Raw genomic sequence first — 16798 nt, 5'->3', positions numbered from 1 at the left:
GCCTTTGGGCTACATTTTGTCGGCGTTCTTATTGTGCCAGTCCTTGAAGGCCGCTATTTCCTTCTCCTGGGCATCTATTATCTGCTGGGCCATCTGCTTGAGCTTGGTGTCTTTGCCGTGGGCCAGCTCGGCCTTGGCCATGTCCACGGCGCTCTGGTGGTGCATGGTCATGAGCATGTTGAAGTTCATGTCCGGGTCTGCCACGCTTTTTGGCATCGGCATCATGGCGTCCATCGAGGCCTTCATCTTGCTGGTGAAGGGGTCCGTGGGGTCGTTGGGCTTGTAGTTGGTCGGGGCGTTGTCGAGGCGGGTGGCCGCGGCTTCCAGCTCGGCAATTTCCTTTTGCTGGTCGGCTTTGATTTTCTCGGCCATCTGGCGCATGGTGGCGTCTTTGCCGTCGCGCAGCTGAATGTCAGCCATGACAACCGCGCCCTTGTGGTGCTCCAGCATGTGGTGGGCGAAGTCGTGGTCGGTGTTGCCCTTGGGCTTGCTGGCGTGCATCTTCTGCATCATCTCGTTCATGGCCACCAGCTGCGGCGAGTCGCCGGCCGCAGTGGCCCCGTCGTGGCCCATGGCCGAGTGGTCCATGCCGGCCATGTCACCGGAGGCGGTGCCCTCGGCGGTGGTCGTTTCGGTGGTAGTAGCCGTCGAATCGGCGGCCTTGTCGCTGTTGCAGCTGGCAACCAGCAGGGAGCCCGAGCAAAGGGCTGCGAGGAAAAAAGCGGACTTTTTCATGGGTGTGGTTGGGGAAAGTGGAAGAAAGAGAGAGGCAAGCCGGAAGGGGGCCAGCCCACACGCTAGGCCTTCACGTTGATGGTGAAGTCACCGGTGTGAATCTTACCGGCGTGGTTGAACTGCAGGAACACGCGGTACAGTCCGGGCTTTTCGAAGTTGGTGTTGAAGCCGATGTTGGGGCCTTTGTCGGCCTGGTCGTTGGGATGCACGTGCAGGTACTGCTCGGTGTCCTCGCTGATTACCACCACGTGGCCCAGCGCGCCGAGGTAGTTGGCGAGGTCCGTCACCGGCTGGCCGTCCTTGCTGATGTTGATTTTCATGCCCAGCAGCTGGCCCACTTTCAGGTCTTTGTCGAAGGCGAGGGTGGCCTTATAGCCGTCCTTCTCCCACTGCATGTCGTCGTTCTTGAACTTGACCGGCGCATAGGCTGCGCCCTTCACGGTGAGGGGCTGGCGGCCGAGCTGGTGGCCCGAGCCCGTGGGCGTGTAGTCCTGAAACAGCACGTAGTCGCCGCCCTTTGGGAAGGTGTACTTCACTTTGTAGTCGCCCTCAGCCGTGTACTCGGGGTGCTCGTGGTAGAACTGGCCCAGGTCCTTGCTGACGATGATGAGGTGAATCTTCTTTTCGTGCACCACGTCCAGGGGCACGGGTGCGGAGCCTTTGCCCGTTTCCACGGGCGTGAAGGCCAGCGTGGTGGGCTGCCCGGCCGTCACCTGCGTGGGCGTGGGCACCAGCTTCATTTCGTAAGTTTTGCCGTTGGCCACCTTGTCGTTGTGCTCCAGGTTCATGCCGCACTTGGGGCACTTGTCGCCCTCTTTGGTGCTGGTGACCTCGGGGTGCATGGGGCAGGCGTAGGTGTGGCCGCCGCCGTGCTCGGCGGTGCCTTCGGCCGGGCCGTTGGTGGGCGTGGTGACGGTGTCGGTGGTTTTGCTGGACTCGGTTTCGGACGAGCAGCTGCTGGCGGTGAGCAGGCCAGCCAGGGCCAGCAGGGAAAGCGGTATGCGGTGCATAAAAGGGGAATGGGGTTGAACAGATGGGGAGACTATATCCAGTAGTCCGGGGCGCTGCTGCCGGGCGGCTAGGCCTGCCACTGCTGCCAGAGCACGAAGCCCAGCCCGGCAGCTACCGCGGCGTAGAGCAGGTAGGACAGCAGGCGGCGAACCGGGCCTTGGGGGGCGGGTGCGCCGGCTTCTTCGCAACAACTTTTCATTGTCAGGCGAGGGTAAAAACCAGGAAGATGAAGGAGGGAGGGGGCAGCTAAGCGCCGGGCGGACACGACAATGCAAAGGCCCGCCCCGGACATAGCAGAGCTATGCCAGGGCGAGCCTTGGGCGCGTCAAATCAATCAGACCGTCAGGGACTGAATAAAGATGCGGATGTCGGGTATTTTGGGGGGCAGGTGCTCGCGGAGCACCAGAACGACCGAGTGGGTGCGGTCCCACTGTCCGGCAGCGGGCCGGAAAAAGAAGTCGCTGCTGGCCGGCAGCAAAGCCGGCGCAGACGTCATCAGCTGCTTTTCAGCCGGCGTGGTGAGCGACTTAAGGATAGCAGCCGAGTTGTCCTGGCAGCAGTCATCCTTGCCCGCGGGCTTGGAGTTGTGCTGGGCATGGTCCTGCTTGGTCTTGGTGGGTTGCTGCTTTGCCGTGGCATTGTCGTGACCGTGGCAGCCAGGGTGTGAAGGCTTCTGCGGCGGGGTGACCTTGGCCACCGGGGCCGCTTGCACTGGGTTAAGCGTGGCGCAGTAGCACTGGCCCACGAACACGTTGACGAAGACGAGCAGGAAGCTCGTCGCCAGCAAACGGCGGAAAGGGGACAGGCTACGGAACATGACAGGCGCTAAGCAACCGCAAAAGTAGACTTCTCCACGAAAAGGCGGTACCGCTTATCTACCCCATTTCTAAATAAAGAGTTTCCGGGCCGTTCCTGTGGGTGGCCGCTTAACCTGCGAAAAAGGACCGCAAATGGCCATCAGGCTGTTTTAGGCGGCAGTCAGGGAAAAAAGCCCCCGGCAAGCAGCGCAAAATTATGCAAGCCTTCGGCCGGATTATGTAAATCCCTTGTCCACCTGCAACGTGCAAATTATGCAAGTTTCGGGTGAGATTCCGTACTAACCCCGCCGCGGGGGCGCCGTTCCTTTGTACTGTACTTTCTAGCCTAGGGAGCCTTGGGTTTCCCGGCCCAATGCAGCAATAGGCTGCTTATTTCTATGGAACCAACGACCAAGACCGAAACCCTCGACATCGAAGGCATGACCTGCGCCTCGTGCGCGTCCTTCGTTGAGAAGTCCCTGACCCGCACGCCCGGCGTGCAGCGGGCCATGGTCAACTTCGCTACCGAAAAAGCGACGATTGAATACCTGCCCGCCCAGGCCACTCCGGCTACCTTAAAAGAGGCCGTGGTCAAGGCTGGCTACGGCGTAACCGAGCGCGCGCCAGACACCAGCGCCGCCGACCGGCAGGCGGAAATTGACCAGCAAAAGGCCCTCGCCTACGTCAAGCTCAAGCGCCGCTTCTGGGTAGCCACGGTGCTGGCCATACTCATCATGCCCCTGAGCATGCTCATGCTCTGGCCCGCGATGATGGCGCGCGTCAACATGCAGTGGCTGAACTACGGCCTCTTGGTGCTCACCCTGCCGGTGCTGCTCTACAGTGGGCGCGAATTCTTTACCTCGGCCTGGAACGGCTTCAAGCACCGCGCCGCCAACATGGACACGCTGATTGCCGTGGGCACCGGGGCTGCCTTTCTGTACAGCCTGGCGGCCACCGTGGTGCCGGGCTGGTTTATGCGCCGGGGCCTCATGCCCGAGGTGTACTATGATACGACGGCCACCATCATTGCCCTGATTCTGCTGGGCAAGGTGCTGGAGCTGCGGGCCAAGACGCAAACCTCGGCCGCTATCAAGGCGCTGATGGGCTTGCAGGCCAAAACGGCCCGAGTGGTGCGGCCCGACGGCCAGGAGGTGGACGTGCCCATCGAGCAGGTGCAGCTGGGCGACCTTGTCGTGGTGCGCCCCGGCGAAAAAGTGGCCACCGACGGCGTTATTGAAGAAGGTACTTCTGCCGTGGACGAGGCCATGCTCACGGGCGAAAGCCTGCCGGTGGAAAAGAAGACCGGGGACCCGGTATTCGGCGCCACGCTCAACAAGACGGGCTCTTTCCGCTTCCGGGTGACCAAGGTGGGGGCTGATACCATGCTCTCGCAGATTGTGAAGCTGGTGGAAGACGCCCAGGGCAGCCGTGCCCCCATCCAGCGGCTGGCCGATAAGGTCAGCGCCATCTTCGTGCCCACGGTGGTGGTCATTGCCATTCTCACGTTCGTGCTCTGGTTTGACCTGGCCCCCGTGGAAGCCCGCCTGCCGCTGGCCTTGGTCAACTTCGTGGCCGTGCTCATCATTGCTTGTCCTTGTGCTTTAGGTTTGGCCACGCCCACGGCTATCATGGTCAGCACCGGCAAGGGCGCCGAGCACGGCGTGCTGATTCGCAACGCCGAGGCCCTGGAAAAAGCCCACCAGGTAAATACCGTGCTGCTCGACAAGACCGGCACCATCACCCGCGGCGAACCGGCCGTGACGGACTTTGTGCCCGCCGAGGGACAGGACGCGGCCCAACTGCTGCAGGTAGTGGCCGCCGTGGAGCGGCAGAGCGAGCACCCGCTGGCCGAAGCCGTGGTGCGCTACGCCGATGCCCAGCAGGCCCCGGCCATTCCGGCCACCGGTTTTCAGGCCATCGAGGGCAAAGGAGCGCAGGCATCGGTGAACGGGCAGGCCGTGCTCATCGGCAACTTCCGCCTGCTGGATGAGGCGGGTATCAGCCTTTCGCCGGCTGTACGCCGGCAGGCCGATGAGTTGCTGGCCCAGGCCAAGACCGTACTGTATGTCGCCGTTGACCAGCAGGCCGTGGGCCTCGTCGGCGTGGCCGACACCGTGCGCGAGACGTCGGCCGCCGCCATCAAACGCCTGCAGGCCATGGGCATCGAGGTGGTGATGATGACGGGCGACAACCCCCAGACGGCGGCCCAGGTAGCCGCGCAGGTGGGCATCAAGCGCTACTTCGCCGAGGTGCTGCCCAGTGGCAAGGCCGGTAAAGTCAAGGAGCTGCAGACCGAAGGGCGCATCGTGGCCATGGTGGGCGACGGCATCAACGACGCGCCGGCCCTGGCCCAGGCCGACATCGGGCTGGCCATGGGCGGCGGCACCGACGTGGCCATGGAGGCGGCCGGCATCACGCTCATGCGCTCGGACTTGCAGGGCGTGGTCACGGCCATTGAGCTCTCGCGCCAGACCATCCGCACCATCAAGCAGAACCTGTTCTTCGCCTTCATCTACAACACGCTGGGCATTCCGGTGGCGGCGGGGCTGCTCTACCCCTTCTTCGGTATTTTGCTCTCGCCCATGCTCGCGGCCGGGGCCATGGCCCTGAGCTCGGTGTCGGTGCTCACCAACTCGCTGCGCCTGCGCAGCTTCTCCCCCGCTAAGAACTAAGCCATGGATACCACCGAAATCATCGTGACGCTGACGGGCCTGGCCCTATCGGCTTTTGTCATCTGGTACTTCTTCTTTTCCGCCCGCCAGACGGCTGCGGCCGTTTCTACCTCCAGCGGCGTGCAGGAAGTGGACATCACCGTCAAGGGCGGCTATTCCCCCGACGTCATCGAAGTGGAGCGCGGCAAGCCCGTGCAGCTGAGCTTTTACCGGGACGAGGAGAACTCATGCTCGGAGGAACTGCTCATGCCCGACTTCAGCATCCGCCGCGACCTGCCGGCTTTCAAGACGACGCTGGTGGAGCTGCTGCCCCAGCAGGCCGGTACCTTTACGTTTACCTGCGGCATGGGCATGCTGCGCGGTAGCCTGGTCGTAAAATAGATGCCGCTCATGAACTCCCAACTCCGCTCCGGCTTCACGCTGCCTGCCCCCGGCACCCACCGGCTGCTGATTAAGAACATGGTCTGCCCCCAGTGCATCCGGGTGGTGACGGAAGACCTGACGGCCCTGGGTTTGCAGGTGCAGCGCGTGGTGCTGGGCGAGGCCGACGTGACCACTGCGGACGGCCAGGCGCCGGACCTGGAGCCCGTGCGTAACACCCTGCTGGCGGCGGGCTTCGCCCTGCTCGAAGACCCGCGGGCCCAACTCGTGGAGCAGATTAAGACCCTGCTGGTGACGCTCATTCATTATCCCGAGCCCGGCCCCCGCCTGCTCACCTACTCGGATTACCTGGTTCAGCACCTGGGGCGCGACTACCATTACCTGTCGCACCTGTTCTCCTCCGAGGAAGGCCTGACCATCGAGAAGTTCATCATCCGCCAGAAGGTGGAGCGCGCCAAGGAGCTCATCGGCTACGGCGAGCTGACCATTGCCCAGGTGGCGGGGCAGCTGGGCTACAGCTCCCCGGCCCACCTCTCGCGGCAGTTTGGGCAGGTGACGGGCCTGACGCCCTCGGAATTTCAACGGCTCGGACCCGCCAGCCATGCCCGGCGCAGCCTGGACTCGCTGCTGTAGCCTCGGAAATTATGCAAGCAAAAAGGCCAACGGTGTAAAAACCGGGCGGGTAGCCAGGGCGTTTATATTGCTTACCATCAGACCCCATCGACCGTGCGCATGAACCGCTTATTCCGCTTGCCCATTTACTCCCTGCTTGTGCTGGTTTCCTTGTTTTCGGCCTGTAAAAAGGACCACGACATGGACGACATGAAGCACGACACTCCGCTGATGAAAATCATGATGGACATGATGACGCAGATGGACGCGCAGGCCAAGACCCAGGACCCCGACCACGACTTTGCCGCCCAGATGGTGCTGCACCACGACGCGGCCATCAAGATGAGCGAGGAAGAACTCCGCGCGGGCAGCAACCAGGAAATGAAAACCATCGCTCAGGACGTCATCACCAAGCAACGCGCCGAAATCACGCAGTTCAACTCGTTCCTGAGCAGCCACCAGCCCACGCAGCCGCTGGTACCGCAGTTCAACCAAATTCAGAAAACCAACATGGACCGCATGATGGCCGCGAGCAACGCGCGCACCATGACCATGCGCACCGACGTGGACTACGCCCAGATGATGATTGACCACCACCAGGCGGCCATCGACAACTCGGAGGCGTTGCTCCAGCACGGCCGCAACGCCACGATGCGCCAGCTGGCGCAGGCCATCATCGCCGACCAGCGCCAGGAGATTGGTGTCCTGCAGAACTGGCTCACGCGCAACCGCTAGGTCTTGGATTAGCCACAAAAAAGGCAGCTCTCGCGGAGCTGCCTTTTTGCTTTTGGGGTACGGTGGGTGGCCAAGAGCACTATCCGGCGGCCTGAGTCCGCTACCGGCCGAGGTGGCCACCGTCGCCCGCTACGTGGCCCTAACAACCCCCATGCTCGCACTACCTGCTTTCCACCTTATTCTCGTCTTAGCAACCGGTGTGGTCTTAGCCGGTTGCCGGTCATCGGCTGTCGTCCCTAAGTTTTCGGCCGCCCCCGGGTACCACCACCCGCCACAGGCCCAGCGCGGAGATACAGCGGCAGTCACCCCTGCCCGGGAGCAGCCCACTACCCAGCAGGGGCGGGTAAAGGCGGAAGAACGCGCTACGTCCTCCGGCACGCAGGACCGCGTGGCCAAGGAGAAGAAGGAACCGGCAGTCGGGCCGGGCAGCAGGCAGGCTAAAGCAACGCCCACAGATACCGCAAGCAGCGCCATCCGGCCGATGGCCCCGCCCGGGCCCGGCCAGTTTGCCTCCCCCAAGCTCTTTAGCGCCCAAACGCTGGTCCATTATGGCCTGCACTTTGTTTTTCCGCTCGTGTTGGCGCTGGTGTTTTTTCCCTTGGTGTGGCAGACCGCTTACCTGGTTATGTTGGCCACAATGGCCATTGACCTGGACCACCTGCTGGCAAAACCCATCTTCGACCCGTTGCGCTGCAGCGTGGGGTACCATCCGCTGCACTCCTTTCATATCATACCGGTGTATGCGCTGCTGCTCCTGTGGCCGGCAACGCAAATTGTCGCTGTGGGCTTACTTTTCCACATGTTCACGGATACGGTGGACTGCTTGTGGAACTTCAGCCACTGCCAGGACTGCTACCGGAACTCCCGTATTCGTCGCTTGTACAACGGGGTGCGGAAGCTACTGGGCCTTGAGGTGGTCGAGTAAGCTGGGACGAGACGGGAGATTGAGCGGGCTGTTGCCTAAGTGGCCCGATTCAGAATTGTCGCTAGAACCTTCCCGAGCGACTAATGCTTTTTAACAGCTGATTCTGCAGCAGCTGGTCCCGGTAAGCGCCTTCCACCGCCTGTCGTGCCGGCCCGGGCTTGCCCGCTTCGTGAATCAGCCGGTCAGCTTCCTGGCGCAGCTGCAGGGCTTTTACCATGTTGTCGTTGGCCTGCCCCATGGCGCGCAGGCGCTCGGCCTCGGTCATGGAATAGCGGCCCGGGTTCTTCAACGTGGCCATGAGCTCCACGCTTTGGGCAGTCATCTCGTCGGCAATCTTCTGGTAGTTGAAGGCCGTTTCGACGTTCTTTTTCTTGAGTACCTCCTCGTAGGCGTACGCCGAAGCGAAGGCTTCTTCCCGCATGTTCTTATAGTCACGGTAGGTAAAGGACTGGGCCCCGTTGCGGCCGATATCCAACCCAGAGAAGGCCTGGTATACCGTTTCCACGTCCTGCTCCGTGCGGCCCTGCAGTGCCTGGCGCAGGCGCCGGGCCTTGTTCACCGGCGGCATGTAGTCGGGCTGCGAGCTGGTGTTCATGGCCATGGCCCGGCCAAACAGCTCCAATGGGTTGGCGTAGCGCAAATCCTTCACCGATTCCACCTTGCGCAGGTCGGCCTGAATCTGCCGCTGCAGCTCCAGCCCCTCGGAAGTTAACTGCTTTACCTGACCCGTGATGTCGCGAGTGACACCGGCAATCTGCCGGGCGTCCTTGATGACCTGGTAGTTCTTGACGGTCTCGACCCATTGCTTGAGCTGCTTGGCAAACTGGCCGATGTGGATGCCCATGTGCGGCGGGTCGTTGACGACCATCTGAGCCGAAGCGAAGTAGGAAGTGGTGCCGGCCAGAACGGCCAGGACCACAACAAACAGTCCCTTTTTCATGGCTGAAGAGCTAAAGTAAGGTTTAATTGCTGGCCGTCGGCGCGCCGGCATCCGTCGCGCCCGTGGTGATGAGCACGGGGTAGCCATCGGGCAGACGCACGTCGCGCAGCTTCTGGCGGGGTGTCGACGCCCGGCCCACCATCGCGGCCGCCACCCGGCCCCCCACGCCCACTACCGAATTAGCCGCCGAGGCCGAGCGGTCAATGGCCATGCCCACTTCCTGGGCACCGATGGAGCGGGCATCGTTGAGGGGATTGTCAGCCGCGGGCAGCGGCTGGCGCTTCTGCGGGTCAATCATCAACCCCGGCAGGTAATGGTAGTCGTAGATGTCGGCGGTTACCCGGGTAGGGCCCAGCCGGGAGATGCGGATGGCCACGTGGTTGGTCTCGACGCTGGCCACGCCGGCAAATACCAGGTTCTTAGGAAAGGTCTGCCCGCTGATAACGGCATCCTCGACGAGGCGCAACAGCACGACGGAACCAGTCCGAATCTTCTGTTCCCCGTTGATAACGGCCTTGTAGAAAATGTCCGGCAGCAGCTGCGCCTGATTATCGGGGGCATACCGGAAATAGCCGGCTTTAATAGTGCCAAAGGCATCGTAGCCCGAAGCGTTGTTTGCCGCGGCACCAGACGCCCCGCTGGCCCGGAGGGCAGCCCGCCGGTCGAAATAGCGGCGCCCGGTCATCTGCTCGTACGAGGCGCGGGAGGCGGCAGGGGCTGCGTCGAGCATGTCCAGCACGTCGTCGTTTTGCTCGTAGGGCACCCCGTCGGGCGCCGTGCGGGGCCGGGCCGCAGCCCGCAAACGCCGACGCGGGTCGACACTGGCACTGCTACCCCGGTAGCTGGCCTGCACCACCGGGATGCGCACGGCCCGGTAGGCACCGGTCTGCGCATCCACTGCTGTTACTTCCGTGGAATCAGGGGGCGGTAGCGCCGCCCGGTTGGCTGCGGCCCGGGCCTGACGCTCCGCGGCGGCCAAGGCCGTGCGGCGGCGCAAAGCGGCTTGCCCCACCGTATCGACCGCCATGCCGCCGGCCAATTGGTCCGGGGAGGGAACCGTGCCCAGAGTCTGCACGCCGGCCTGTCGCGCAGCCGCCTGCTTTTGCTCCAGCACGTCCGTGGGCGCCGGGGCCGCTTCGGGCGTGGCGGGCGCAATCGTGGGCTCCAAATTTTGAGAGGTAGCCGCCACGGGGCTGGCCTGCTGCGCTACTTCCTGGGAAAGGGAGCGGGCGTAGAAAAAAAGCGTCACCGCCGTCAGCAGGCCGATGCCCACGAGTAGGGGCAGCCAGTGCCGGCGGGCCAGCTCCCCTACCGAGGGGCGAAGCGTAGCGGGGGTAGTGGGAGCAGAAGCAGGACCGGGCCCCGGCTGCGATTCAGAAGTAGAGTTGTCGCCGGCAGGATACACCGGCTGCATGTTGTGCTCGGACATGAGAGGAAAGGATTAAATGGCAGCAGCCGTGTTGATGACTTTGCTGGGGACTTTGAGCACCAGCACCCGGGCCCCGAACTTCTCGCGCAGGGTGATTTCAAGGTGGCCCCGGTCGGTGGCCGCGTACAGCGGCACGGCGTAAAGCAGGTAGCCCGTGGCCCGGGCCGGGATGGTCTGGCTTTCGGCCCCGCCGGCGGGCGCCAGGGGCCGCCGGGCCTCGTTCTTCTTCTTGCCCAGAAACTTCTTGCGCGAGTTTTCCACCAGCTCGAAGTCGGTAAAATCCACCGCGTAGTCGATGGTGGTGGTATTGCGCAGCTTCAGGCGCAGGTAGGTAAAGTCTTTGTCGTTGCGCACGTTGGCCAGCGAGAGCACCAGGTCGTTATCGGCCGTGCGCAGCCCGCTGGTGTCGGCGTGCTTGGCGGTGGCGAGCTTGGCCAGGCGCGCCTCGGCCAGCTCGCGCTTGTCGTGGCCCTGGTTCAGGGCCAGCGCGTCATCCACGCCGGCGCCGTTGCGGGCCTTGCCGCCGGCGCTCACGCCCAGGGCGCCGCCGTCCTGAAAGTCGTAGAGCTGCAGCACCGGCCGGTGGGTGTACACCAGGTGCCCCATCCAGTAGCGCGAGCCGTAGCGCACCAGGATGGGCGTGGGCGGCGGGTTGCGGCGCCTGGCCCGCACGAACACGGCGTTGCTTTCAATCTTGACCAGGTAGTGCGGCGCCTGGCCCACGTCGACCAGCGACACCGGCCCCGGAAAGACCAGGTACGTGGTGGAGGAGTCGGAAACGGCGATTTCCAGCTGCATTTTCGGCGCTACGTTGGCCGGATGCGGGGTTTGCACGCCGGCAGGACGCGTGGCAGTCGAAGCAAGGGTCTGCGCTTGCGACAGGCCGGGTAAAAGCGCCAGCAGCGCGCAGGAAGCAAAGGAGAAGGGGAAACGCATAAGAAGGGGATAGAGGTAGCTTACTGGGCAGGTTGAGCGGCGGGGGCAGGCGTCGTGGGGGCGGGTTGCGGCAGGGGCACGCCGGCGGCTTCGGCTTCTTCGCGCAGCTTGCGCTGCCGGGCCTGCTCCTGGTCGCGCAGCTGGTCTTTCTCTTCCTGCGAGACAGGCGGGTTGTAGGCGATGAAGTCGAAGTCGGTAATGAGCAGCCCGAAGGGGTTGGCATCCGAGCGGTCGGTTTCGACGAGGGCAAACTTGGCGCCCAGGGGCTTGCTCTGGCTTTGCTGGTCGCCGATGAACACCGTCTGCTTGATGTAGGCGCGGCCGGTGATGGGCCGGCGGTTCATATCCAGGTGGATACTGTCCACCGTCACCGCCTGGCGGGCGCCGTAGCGGATGTAGTTCTGCAGCACCTGCCCGCGCTGGAAGCTCTCAAACAGAAAACGCCCGCCGCGCTCTTCAATCAGGGGCAGGCCCGCATCGAGGTTGTGCTTGAAGGAGTACTGGTCGTGGCCGAACATGGTCAGCAGGAAGGTCTTGACCAGGTTGCGGGCCTCGAAGGGCGTGTGCCCCGCGCCGCGGCCAATCTGGGCCGAGAAGGAGCCGGTGTCACTCACCACGTACACGCGCTGGCCGGTGGACTCGTAGGCGCGGTAGAGCAGCGCACCGGAGGCCACTGTCACCACCCCCAGCAGGGCCAGGGCGGACAGCGCCATCGTGCGCATGGTGATAAACGTCTTGTTCAGGTCTTGGACAGAGTTCATGGGTAAGTCGAAGAAGGTGGATGATGAAGGGGACTGAGCCACCCAGGGCTTTTTGCCCCACTGCCCACGCTTAGAGGGGCAGGTAGACCATTTTGCGCGGGTCAGGCAGCCCTAGTGGGTTTTGGTAGGGATAGAGAATTAGACTTGGCTGCTGGCCAGCATTTGGGGTCGTCGCATAGGCGTACAGGACTCCCCGAACAGTCACTCCCTGGCCGGGCTTCACAAGTGTTGGAGTCTGCTGTGATTGCCCGGGAATCGTGGCTCCAGGCTCCAGGAGGGCGAAGGTGCCCAGCGTATCAGGCGCTTCAGGGGTGCGCAAGGCAAGGACGGCGGGGACCTTTTCTCCCTTGGCATAGCCCGTTGGGCGCCATTCCAATACTGCCTCGAATGGCAGGCGGTAGCCAGGGGCTACGGTCGGGTAATCAGCTTTTACATGGCGCCACAGAACCGGCAGCGCCATAATTCCGGGTTGTGCGGCTCCGGTTTGCTTGACTGATATCAGCTTCAGGTAGCCCTCTTTAGGTAGTAGCTGCTCGACTGCTGGACGAAGATTAGCGGGTGAGCCAATAGGTAGTGCTGGTGGGCGCGTTGTGGCAAGCTTCCAGGCTGCCTGCCGCGCTTTCGCTTCCGGGGAATTAGCCGCTGCCTGGGCTACTTGCTGTAGGGCGTCGGCCGCGGCTTCATTATCGTTTTTGCAAGCTGTAAGAAACGCCGAGGCGCTCAGCATGCTGATGAGAAGGTATTTCATTGGAAGTAAGGGTTAACGCCGACGGCGCGTTGGCGCGCCCGAATCGGCTAAGGACATAGTGGGCAACTCTGACGAGGCGGATGGCGCTGAGGCGCTGGCCGAGGAACCACCGGAACTGCCTCCACCCGATTTGTCTGGTCCGAAGCCCATTTTGCGACCGAGTGCGCCGCTTGCCCCACCGCCGTAAGCGCCAGGGAATACTACCCCGCTAACAGCCCCAGCAGCTCCGGCTACGGCCCCGGTGAACATGCCCACGAAGCCCTGCACCGCGGAGGAGCCGATAAGGAAGCTCGTCAGCCAGGGCACCATGCAGTAGAGGATGACGAAACCAATAGAGTTAATCAGGTAGGTTAAATCATCGGCGTAAGCACTTGGCGTCAGGCCTGTGGGCATGAGCACATTACCAGTGCCCGGGCGGGTGGCCGCATAGTTCGCATAAATGGTGTCGAGCAGCGAGTAGGTCAGGGACCAGAACTGCACGGCCATGAAATTCTGCAGCCACTGCTTACCGAGCTGTGCGAAGGGCGGCAAGGCCGAAAGGCAGATAGCAATCGGGCCGCCCACGTACAAAAAGGCGACGATGTACTGGCGAATCATGACCAGCAGCTGCCGAATCAGCGCCACGGTACTGGTGGTGAATAGCTCGGTGAGCAGGTTGATAAGAGAGAACCGGGTGAGCTTGTCGAAGGTGGAGGAGATGTTGCTTATCTGCTCGTTCACAAACCCCGCGGTATTGGTAGCCTGGTCTGGTTGAATAGCCGGCGAGCCGGCCGGATTGGTCAGGCTTCGCAAGGACTGCGCGATAAAGCCCGGCTCATCCGGCGCCACCAGGCTGGAAAACCCGCCGATAGCCCCGCCAATCAAATCCATGAAGTCCCGGTAGAAGAACAGGATGAAGTACACGAACAAGGCTTTGAGCAGGGGCGAGAAGTCCATGCGCAGCTGCCCGCCCTGCAGGTAGCCGCGTCCCACAGTGTAGAGCAGCGCCACCGAGAGAAAGGGCGGAATCAGGTAGAGCTGGCAGGCCTGCAGCACCTTGCGCAGCGCCCCGTCCGCGGCCGTGATAAAGTCGGTGTCGAGGTCCATGCCGACGAGCAGGAAAAGTGGCCCACTCATGCCGACAGCGCCCCCTTGCGCTTGCGCTTTTCTTCCACAAACTGGTCGACCGCAAAGTCCAGCCGCTGCTCGGTGACGGTGGTGTAGGTTGGCCGTCCGTCGGCGTCCCGCACCAGGTTGCCCAGCGCGTCGCGCACCTCCACCGGCCGCTGCCGCTGGTAGTGGCGCACGAGTTGGTTGAGGTAGTTGCGCTCGGCAGGCCGCGAGGTGAGCACCGCATCGAGCTGGGGCGAGGCTTCCAGCGCGTACACCTTGGCCTGAGCGCCCTGCTTGATGAAGAACTCCCGGAACGAGTCGGTGGAGCGCACCGAGCGAATCAAGTCCATCTCGTGGCCCGTGAGGCCCAGCGGCGCCTGCAGGCGGTTGAGCGAAGCCTCGTTGGAGTGGCGCAGGATGATTTTGGTGGAGGAGTTGTCAATCAGCGTGTAGCCGATGGGCGAGTCAATAATTTCCTGGATGCCCTGGGTAATGATGGTGATGCTGCCGTTGGTTTTGCGGATGGTGCGGTACATCGAGACGATGAACTCCTCGAGCACGCCCGAGAGCAGCGCCCAGGCCTCGTCCAGGGCGATGTACTTCACGGCATCGGGAAACTGCCGGAACAGGTCCAGGCTCAGCTCGGTGATGAGCATGGCCACCACGGGATACAGCGTGGGGTCGGTTTTCACCCGTGCCAGGTCAAAACAGATAAGCGGGTACTGGCTCAGCTGGGCCTCACGGGTGGAGTTGAGCACCTTGGCGTAGCGGCCGCCCGACACGAACTCGCCCAGCACGAGGAAGAACTCGTGCATGTCGATGTACTTCATGTCGGTCTGGTACTGGGCCCGCTGCAGAGCCAGCACCGCGATGCTTTCATCCGTGGCGTCGCCCTCCCCGGGCGCAGGCGTTTCGGCCCGCATCCACTGGTCGAAGCGCTGCACGTACTTATAAAAGCTTTCCATTCCGGGAAACTCCTCGTCCGATTGGCCCAGCCGCTCGTGCTGGTTCAAATCGTGGTAGTAGCCCGTGAGAAAGCGCGAAAGGATGGTGCGCTCACTCTTGCTTAGGGCCCGGTCCTTGCCGCCCTTCCACAGGGCGGCCAGCAGGGCCAGGTGGAAGTTAAGCTTCTCGTCGGAGTAGTGCCAGGGGCCGTTTTCCCCTTCGCGTGGGAGCAGGAAGGGGTTGAACTCAATCGGGTTTTGCGGGTCGTACTCGAAGTAGGTGTTCTCGAAGTCCGGCCCCGTCAGGCTCTGGAACACGTTGCGGTAAGTGCCGCCGATGTCGATGATAATCTGGCGGGCGCCGCGCTCGTAGCGCTGCACGATGAAGTTGCCGAAGGTGTAGCTCTTTCCCGAGCCCGAGGGGCCGATAACCAGGGCGTTCTGGTTGTCGAGGTCGGTGTTGAACAGGTTTACCTTGACCAGGTTGCGGAACCGGTCGCACAGGTACTCGCCCGTGGGCTCGGGCCGGTACGTCGTGGTCCAGTGGAAATAGCAGGCCGCGCGGTCGGCCGAGGTGGTCAGCCAGCGGTCCGGTACCTGGTAGGCGTTGCCGGGCGCCAGGCCGAAAAACAGCGGCAAAGTCAGGTAGCTTTCCACCACAGCTTCGGCCCCGAAGATGGACCGGAAGGCCGCTGTGGTCTTTTCCACGTGCTCGCGCCGGGCCTGGTCGTCGACGTCCCAGAGCAGCACTGAAAGGTGCAGGCCCACGACCTGCTTGCTGCCCGAGCGGACCTCGGCGGTGAACTCGTCAATCTCGGCCGCCCGCAGGTGGTTGTCCTGCGTGGCCAGAAAGGAAAGCGAGTTGTTAATTTTCTTGTCGTTGTCGAGGCTTTTTAGCTCGGCGCGGGAGTCCTGAATCAGTAGCGCCTGGGTCAGCACGTGGGGGCAGGAGAGAAACGCCGTCAGCGGGTAGAGCATGGGCGAGGTGACCCCGTAGCCGTTGCGGACGGCGGGGTGGGCCACACTCCCCTGCCCCACCAGCGAGACGATGCTCACGCGGTTTTCGCCCACGGTGAAGGCGCCCGGCACGTTGGTGATTTCGCGGGTCAGCCCGGCGGGCTGCTGGTCGAACTCCAAGTTGAAGTACTGGGTGAAGACCTGCGGCAACTGGGCTTGATTGAGTCGGCGGTAGTCCAGGCCCCCGAGGCCGCGCAGGCTTTGCAGCAGCTCGGTGGCGATGCGCTCGGCCGTGTCCAGGGTTTGCACGACGCCGGCAAACGGGTTCTTGGCCAGCTTCTCGCCGGCGCGGTTCACCAGGGCGCTCAGGGCATTCGGCCTTACGGGCTTGGCTTCGTCCGAGGGGGCGAAGGAAATGAACAGGTACGCCCGGTGGAAGAGCACCAACCGCTCGGCGAAGTGGGCATTCATCTTGCCCTCAAAGTAGCCGGGACGGGCGTCGCCGCCGGTATTCTGAAAGGGCCGGTCGTAGTAGATGTCAGTTTTTTGCACCACCGTGCCCACGGGCAGGGTGCGCAGCGCGCCGAGCAGGGCCGACTGTAAGTTGGCAAACTCTTCGGCCTGCCAGCTCTCCATTTCGGGGCATTCGAGCACGAAGCCGACGCCCACGCGGCCATCCCGATAGATGACCTTGTCGTCCTGGAAGGCGTAGGCCGGGTGCAGGTCCGCAAAATCAGCGGTGCGGGCCGCGGTGCGGTCAGCGGCCTTAGTGGGAAACATGTTCATGCGGGGTGGGAATAGCGGCGGGGCCGCTCGCCGAAGGCCCGGACCGGGCGCGGCCCAGGGCGATGCGGCGCGGCTGCCGCCGGTGGAAGGAAAGCCAGCTGAGCAGAAAGCCCGGGGGCCGGTGCTTGGCCAGGTAGCGCAGGGCGTAGAGCAGCACCACGAGCACGACCAGAATCAGCAGGTAGAGAAAGCGTGGCACGGTAACCACCAGGCCCGCGACGCCGATGGCCAGCACGGCGGCCAGAAACAGGCCCACCACCAGCCCCAGGTCCGGCAGGTTCATGCCCAGCACCTGGGCGGGGCGCTCGATGCTTTTGTAGGAACGCATGGGCCGGCT

17 protein-coding genes are annotated in these 16798 nt (G+C 63.2%); 5 read left to right on the top strand and 12 right to left on the bottom strand.

Annotated features, from left to right (window positions below):
• Nucleotides 1-9: 9 nt before the first annotated feature.
• The 4 genes from DLM85_RS23365 to DLM85_RS23355 form a co-directional block, all read right to left on the bottom strand.
• Complete coding sequence (locus DLM85_RS23365; protein WP_111480605.1) at nucleotides 10-735, bottom strand: DUF305 domain-containing protein; 726 nt, start codon at nucleotides 733-735, stop codon at nucleotides 10-12.
• Between the two features lie 62 nt (nucleotides 736-797).
• On the bottom strand, nucleotides 798-1745 hold the full coding sequence (locus tag DLM85_RS23360) for a heavy metal-binding domain-containing protein (RefSeq protein ID WP_111480604.1): 948 nt from the start codon (nucleotides 1743-1745) through the stop codon (nucleotides 798-800).
• A 68-nt stretch (nucleotides 1746-1813) separates the two neighbouring features.
• Complete coding sequence (locus DLM85_RS26255; protein ID WP_262898883.1) at nucleotides 1814-1945, bottom strand: hypothetical protein; 132 nt, start codon at nucleotides 1943-1945, stop codon at nucleotides 1814-1816.
• Between the two features lie 135 nt (nucleotides 1946-2080).
• Nucleotides 2081-2563, bottom strand: a complete 483-nt coding sequence (locus DLM85_RS23355) for a hypothetical protein (RefSeq protein WP_133257230.1) — start codon at nucleotides 2561-2563, stop codon at nucleotides 2081-2083.
• Between the two features lie 378 nt (nucleotides 2564-2941).
• Here DLM85_RS23355 and DLM85_RS23350 point away from each other — a divergent pair, with 378 nt between their 5' ends.
• The 5 genes from DLM85_RS23350 (at nucleotide 2942) to DLM85_RS23330 (ending at nucleotide 7868) form a co-directional block, all read left to right on the top strand.
• Complete coding sequence (locus DLM85_RS23350) at nucleotides 2942-5215, top strand: heavy metal translocating P-type ATPase (RefSeq protein WP_111480602.1); 2274 nt, start codon at nucleotides 2942-2944, stop codon at nucleotides 5213-5215.
• A gap of 3 nt (nucleotides 5216-5218) precedes the next feature.
• A complete protein-coding gene (locus DLM85_RS23345; RefSeq protein WP_111480601.1) occupies nucleotides 5219-5596 on the top strand; it encodes a cupredoxin domain-containing protein in 378 nt (125 codons plus the stop codon).
• A gap of 9 nt (nucleotides 5597-5605) precedes the next feature.
• Nucleotides 5606-6229, top strand: a complete 624-nt coding sequence (locus tag DLM85_RS23340) for a helix-turn-helix domain-containing protein (RefSeq protein WP_111480622.1) — start codon at nucleotides 5606-5608, stop codon at nucleotides 6227-6229.
• A 99-nt stretch (nucleotides 6230-6328) separates the two neighbouring features.
• Nucleotides 6329-6943 (top strand): DUF305 domain-containing protein, encoded by a 615-nt coding sequence (locus DLM85_RS23335; protein ID WP_111480600.1) that lies wholly within the window; start codon nucleotides 6329-6331, stop codon nucleotides 6941-6943.
• Nucleotides 6944-7331: 388 nt separating this feature from the next.
• Nucleotides 7332-7868 carry a DUF6122 family protein gene (locus DLM85_RS23330; RefSeq protein ID WP_243636095.1) on the top strand — a complete coding sequence of 179 codons (537 nt, stop codon included), beginning with the start codon at nucleotides 7332-7334 and terminating at the stop codon, nucleotides 7866-7868.
• 61 nt (nucleotides 7869-7929) lie between these two features.
• Here DLM85_RS23330 and DLM85_RS23325 read toward each other — a convergent pair whose 3' ends face one another.
• The 8 genes from DLM85_RS23325 to DLM85_RS23295 form a co-directional block, all read right to left on the bottom strand.
• Nucleotides 7930-8808 (bottom strand): hypothetical protein, encoded by an 879-nt coding sequence (locus DLM85_RS23325; protein WP_111480599.1) that lies wholly within the window; start codon nucleotides 8806-8808, stop codon nucleotides 7930-7932.
• 22 nt (nucleotides 8809-8830) lie between these two features.
• The gene (traM, locus tag DLM85_RS23320) at nucleotides 8831-10237 is read right to left on the bottom strand and encodes a conjugative transposon protein TraM (RefSeq protein WP_133257229.1); all 1407 of its coding nucleotides are present in this window, start codon (nucleotides 10235-10237) and stop codon (nucleotides 8831-8833) included.
• A gap of 12 nt (nucleotides 10238-10249) precedes the next feature.
• Nucleotides 10250-11173, bottom strand: coding sequence for a DUF4138 domain-containing protein (locus DLM85_RS23315; RefSeq protein WP_111480597.1), 924 nt, complete (start codon nucleotides 11171-11173; stop codon nucleotides 10250-10252).
• A gap of 20 nt (nucleotides 11174-11193) precedes the next feature.
• Nucleotides 11194-11934 (bottom strand): conjugal transfer protein TraK, encoded by a 741-nt coding sequence (locus tag DLM85_RS23310; protein ID WP_111480596.1) that lies wholly within the window; start codon nucleotides 11932-11934, stop codon nucleotides 11194-11196.
• Between the two features lie 70 nt (nucleotides 11935-12004).
• A complete protein-coding gene (locus DLM85_RS25215; RefSeq protein WP_133257228.1) occupies nucleotides 12005-12682 on the bottom strand; it encodes a hypothetical protein in 678 nt (225 codons plus the stop codon).
• 12 nt (nucleotides 12683-12694) lie between these two features.
• Complete coding sequence (locus DLM85_RS23305; RefSeq protein WP_111480595.1) at nucleotides 12695-13768, bottom strand: hypothetical protein; 1074 nt, start codon at nucleotides 13766-13768, stop codon at nucleotides 12695-12697.
• Nucleotides 13769-13794: 26 nt separating this feature from the next.
• Nucleotides 13795-16461, bottom strand: coding sequence for a VirB4 family type IV secretion system protein (locus DLM85_RS23300; protein ID WP_111480594.1), 2667 nt, complete (start codon nucleotides 16459-16461; stop codon nucleotides 13795-13797).
• Complete coding sequence (locus tag DLM85_RS23295) at nucleotides 16442-16789, bottom strand: hypothetical protein (protein WP_111480593.1); 348 nt, start codon at nucleotides 16787-16789, stop codon at nucleotides 16442-16444. The genes DLM85_RS23300 and DLM85_RS23295 overlap by 20 nt, the downstream gene beginning before the upstream one ends.
• Nucleotides 16790-16798: the final 9 nt, after the last annotated feature.

The sequence above is a fragment of the Hymenobacter edaphi genome (assembly GCF_003258365.1).
GTDB lineage: Bacteria > Bacteroidota > Bacteroidia > Cytophagales > Hymenobacteraceae > Solirubrum > Solirubrum edaphi.
The sequence above is the reverse complement of the archived record's forward strand: the minus strand, read 5'-3'. Positions and strand labels throughout refer to the sequence as shown.